The organism is Sphingomonas sp. NPDC079357 (assembly GCF_044901155.1).
GTDB lineage: Bacteria > Pseudomonadota > Alphaproteobacteria > Sphingomonadales > Sphingomonadaceae > Sphingomonas.
The window spans coordinates 1-4042 of record NZ_JBJDOM010000019.1; the positions used below are offsets into that span (position 1 = coordinate 1).

A 4042-nucleotide genomic window follows, 5' to 3' on the forward strand; every position below is an offset into this window, starting at 1 on the left:
CCGGCGACCACCGAGATCTTCTCAGCGTCAGACCCTCGTGCCCTACCCGTCGCTCTTCCGCGCTTCCTGTGCAGCGGCCAGCGCCGGCCCCGACGCCGCACGAGCCGTCGTTGCGGCATTGGCCGCCTGCGCCTGCGCGTCCGTGATCGCCTGTTCGATGTCGAGCGCGGTCACGCGACGTTGTGCATCCGCCTGCGTCCGCTGCGCGGTCGCCTGCGCGATCGCCGCGCGACCATTGTTGAACACCGGGATCGGGATCGACACGGTGAACACCGCCGCCATGTCATTGGTCGCTTCCAGTCGGCGGATCGCAGGCCCGACATTGAGGTCAGGGACGCGATTGGCGCGCGCAAGCCGCACGCCCGCTTCCGCGATCGAGAAATCCGCGTTCGCCGCCGCCAGCGCGAGTGTGCCGGTCGTGTTGGCCGGTGCCATCGGCCCATAGACGTTCGCACCGGGAAGGCGATCGAGCAGCGTGTCATCGAGCAGGCCGTCGATCGGCCGTCCGATCCGACGCGCCAGATTGGCGCGAGCCGCCTCGGCCAAGCGAAGCTGCCGCTCCACATTGGCGTCGGCATTGATCCGGGCGACGTCCGCACGCTGTTGCTCCAGCGGAGAGGCACGCCCCGCCTGCACGCGGACGCTCGCGGCGCGCAGCGCGTCGCTGGCGATCCGGGCCTGGTCCCGCGCTGTCGTTACCCGCCGGTCGGCGGCGACCGCTTCGACGTAGAGCTGCGTCACCTGAAGCCGGACATCCGCTGCGATGATCGCAGCCTGGATCTCGGCCCGGGACAATTGTGCGTTGGCGACCGCAACGCGGGCGCCGCGCTTGCCGCCTAGCTCGATCGGGATCGCAAAGCCGACCGTGGATTCCGCGCTGCGGACCCCCCGATATGGCCCCGAGCCAATGATGTTTTCAACCTGACCCTGGACCACCGGATTGGGCCGCAAGCCGGCGACCGTGCGGCCCGCACGGGCCGCGTCGATCGCAGCTGTCGCGGCTTCCGCAGCGGGGGCCGAACCGCCCGCCGCACTGACCGCTTGGTCAAGCGTGTAGACCGGCGCGTCCTGCGCAACAGGCGCGGACGGTCCGACCTGCGCCTGCGCCATAGTTGCGCACGACGCTGCGGCCAGCATGGCCGCGAAGATACGATGCATGAGACTAAAACTCCTGACGCTGATCGACAGGCGCGCGCCAACGCACACCCGAATCGGGCGTCAGGCTTGGGGGGGCCTCAAATGGACCATGCCGGTGTGGCCATCGAGCGATGCAGAGGCAGAGATTGTCGGCTCGGGCGCCGTGAGGACAAGGGTGTATTCCATTGTCGCGCGCGCAGGCGCACCCACGTCATGCCCGTGACAATAATTGTGGTGGTGCGGGACGTTCTTGTCCGAATCTGACGGCACCTCATCGCGGTCGCCCGCGGTATGGACGGTAAACTCAACGCCCGCGATGCTTCCTCCCGCCAAATCGGCGGCGTGAGCCATGCCGGCGAAGCTGGTGAGGACCAGCATCAGGCATGTCAGGAGAGGCAGAAAGGCTCGCACGAATTGACGCTTACCACGGAAAGGTTTCCATGTCATTGCAATAACTCGAGCGGAGTTTGGCGCTGTGAGGAAGGCGATCGCCTCTCCGCTCGAAGTCGGTTCGGGATCGAGCAGGCCACGATCCAGACGGAGATACCGGGCAATGTCCGAGGACGACGCGCTTCTTGACCCGTGAATATGGGGGCGGTTGCCCGCCCCCATACCAACACCGTCAGCGGCGCTGCATCTCGCCCGCATGATCGGCGTGATCGCCGGCCTTCTTGGCGTGATCGCAGCAGTCCGCGCCTTCCTTGCAGCACGTCATGTCCGGGCAGCAATCGGCCGCGGTCGCGGCGAAAGCGGTGGAGGACAGGGTGAGCGCGACGGCCGCGCCAATGAGCTTGAACTTCGACATTTAAACTCTCCATAGAACAGTGTGAGGTTGGAAGCGTCACACAGCTCGCGGAGGGGGCGTCGCAGGTGCCCGAGCAAATTCAAGCAGGCCGGCATGTCGCACCGGCCAGGGGCCGGGCGCCGCGTAGGCCAGCGGCGCGACACGGGCGATCGGTGCGCCGTCGAGCGCGGCGGCACAGGGCATCGAGCAGGCGGCAGTAGGAGCCTTCTTCTCCGGGGTGCCATGCCCCTTGCCCTCGCAACCGGGCATTGCCGACGCACTCGGGACGGCCGCGATAGCGACAGCCTCGCAGATCGGCCCGACCCGCATGACCAGCATCAGCGCGAGAAGGGCGATCAGCGCCGCGCGCACGGGGCTGGGAGGGTGAGAACATACGCCGAAGCATGTTCACGATAGTAGGGCCTGAGGCGAATGACTGCAACTTGGAGCTTTGCCGAGCGGCAGGATTTGCTCTATACAAGCGTTACGTGCGGCGTCGAAAGGCGTCCGTTTCCCAAAAGGGAACTAAGGGCCAGGGCCGCTTCCTAGGAGGCGGCCTTTGGTTTTCGGCGGATAGCGATTGAGCTTTCCAGCTCCTCAGGGCTTAGCCTTGGCAGCAGATTGGCGAACTTCCATTCGCGTTCGCATCCTGTATCGGCGGGCACGGTACGTCGCCGAACGAGCAGAACACACAGCAATCTCCCGGCAGGGGGCGCAGCACTACCGCGCAATGCCGGCAATCATAGAAGAACTGGCAGGCGTTGGTGGGCATCGTCTCGGTTGCGACCCCGCCGCACTTGGGGCAGGTCAGGGCGGAGGTGAGCTGCATCAGGAAAGCGCCTTCATCAATGGCGCTTCAAGGCGATCCCATATTAACGCGACCACCGTCAGGACCGTGCCGATCGCGAGCACGATCGGAGTGGCGCTAGAAGGCAGCGGCACGGTGCAGGACCGATCCGCAGCGCAAGCCCTTCGGCGCCGCGCATAGGCCCACCACCCGGCAGCCAGACCGATGAGCGAGAGTGCCGTCAGCGGCCAGCGCAGCGGCATCAGCGCGGCGAAGGTACTGGAAACGCCGGCTCCAACGCTCATTGCCGCAAGCGCGAGCGGCAGGACGCAGCAGGAGGCAGCGGCCAGGACCGCGCCGAAGCTAGTCAGCGCGGCGAGGACGGATAGCCCCGTGTCGGCTCGACGGGTCGGCGCGGGCGGACCCAGAGTTTCGTGCGGCATCGTCCCTTGGTTCATCGGTCGTCTCCGGAGGAATAACCCGCTATGCCTCCTGTAGCGGCTACAGGAGCAAGCGATTTATGCGCGTCGAGCAAAGCATCGCGATAGGCGAGCTGTCGCGCCGGACTGGTGTGAACATCGAGACAATCCGATATTTTGAGCGCGTCGGCGTTCTCACAACGCCACCCCGCACGAGCGGCGGGCGGCGGGTATATGGGGCCGATCACGTCCGCGCCCTTGGATTCATCCGTCGCGCGCGAGAACTCGGTTTCACCCCGGCCGAGGTGCGCGCGATCCTATCACTTGGCGGTCCCGCGCAGGCGTCATGCTGTGAGGTCCGCGAGATCGCGGCCCACCATCTGGAGCGTGTTCGCGCCAAGATGGTCGATCTGGCGCAGCTCGAAAGCGTGCTCGCCACGACTATCGACCGTTGCGGGGGCGACGGGGCGGCAAGTTGCGCCGTGATCGACTTGCTCGACCAACATGCGACTGCGTAGGTGCTGCAATCACCCCGTCTCGCGCAAACGGTCGATTGCGTGAGGATCGCGCCGATCGCAGCCGGGCCGCTGTAAACGCTCGCGCTAAGTGGCGGCATTCTGATCGCGCTATTTGTCGGCGAGCGTCGCTACGCGGCTACCGGCTTGGTCTCGGCCGATCGCACATAGGCGTAGAGTGTTGGCTTGGAGATGCCGAGCATCGAGCAAATCTTGGCGATCGGCATCGTGTTCTCGTGGTAGAGCCTGACGGCCAGGTCGCGCTTGTCCGTGCCGAGTGCGGCCGGCCGGCCACCCCCCGTGCCGCGAGCGCGGGCTGCGGTGAGACCGGCCTGGGTCCGCTCGCGGATCAGGTAGCGCTCGACCTCCGCCAATGCCCCGAACAGGTGGAAGGTAAGCT

At 66.3% G+C, this 4042-nt stretch carries 6 protein-coding genes and 1 pseudogene; 1 reads left to right on the top strand and 6 read right to left on the bottom strand.

Translation table 11 applies throughout. The annotated features are described in order from the left end of the window. Window positions 1-54: 54 nt before the first annotated feature. From ACI2JO_RS19915 to ACI2JO_RS19935, 5 genes and pseudogenes are all read right to left on the bottom strand, one after another. Window positions 55-1158, bottom strand: a pseudogene (locus tag ACI2JO_RS19915) (TolC family protein); the annotation flags it as partial. A 60-nt stretch (window positions 1159-1218) separates the two neighbouring features. Beyond that, window positions 1219-1515: a hypothetical protein gene (locus ACI2JO_RS19920; RefSeq protein ID WP_047867278.1), complete on the bottom strand. Its 297-nt coding sequence runs from the start codon at window positions 1513-1515 to the stop codon at window positions 1219-1221. Window positions 1516-1759: 244 nt separating this feature from the next. Next, window positions 1760-1942 (bottom strand): hypothetical protein, encoded by a 183-nt coding sequence (locus tag ACI2JO_RS19925; RefSeq protein WP_047867279.1) that lies wholly within the window; start codon window positions 1940-1942, stop codon window positions 1760-1762. A gap of 583 nt (window positions 1943-2525) precedes the next feature. Next, window positions 2526-2750: a GDCCVxC domain-containing (seleno)protein gene (locus tag ACI2JO_RS19930; RefSeq protein ID WP_082132098.1), complete on the bottom strand. Its 225-nt coding sequence runs from the start codon at window positions 2748-2750 to the stop codon at window positions 2526-2528. Further along, window positions 2750-3166 carry a hypothetical protein gene (locus ACI2JO_RS19935; RefSeq protein WP_047867281.1) on the bottom strand — a complete coding sequence of 139 codons (417 nt, stop codon included), beginning with the start codon at window positions 3164-3166 and terminating at the stop codon, window positions 2750-2752. The genes ACI2JO_RS19930 and ACI2JO_RS19935 overlap by 1 nt, the downstream gene beginning before the upstream one ends. Before the next feature lie 62 nt (window positions 3167-3228). On the opposite strand from ACI2JO_RS19935, the gene ACI2JO_RS19940 reads away from it, so the two are divergent. Continuing rightward, window positions 3229-3645, top strand: a complete 417-nt coding sequence (locus ACI2JO_RS19940; RefSeq protein WP_047867282.1) for a helix-turn-helix domain-containing protein — start codon at window positions 3229-3231, stop codon at window positions 3643-3645. A gap of 128 nt (window positions 3646-3773) precedes the next feature. On the opposite strand, the gene ACI2JO_RS19945 is transcribed toward ACI2JO_RS19940, so the two are convergent. Continuing rightward, window positions 3774-4042, bottom strand: a 269-nt coding sequence (locus tag ACI2JO_RS19945) for a helix-turn-helix domain-containing protein (RefSeq protein WP_404722220.1), incomplete at its 5' end; no start/stop codon positions are given.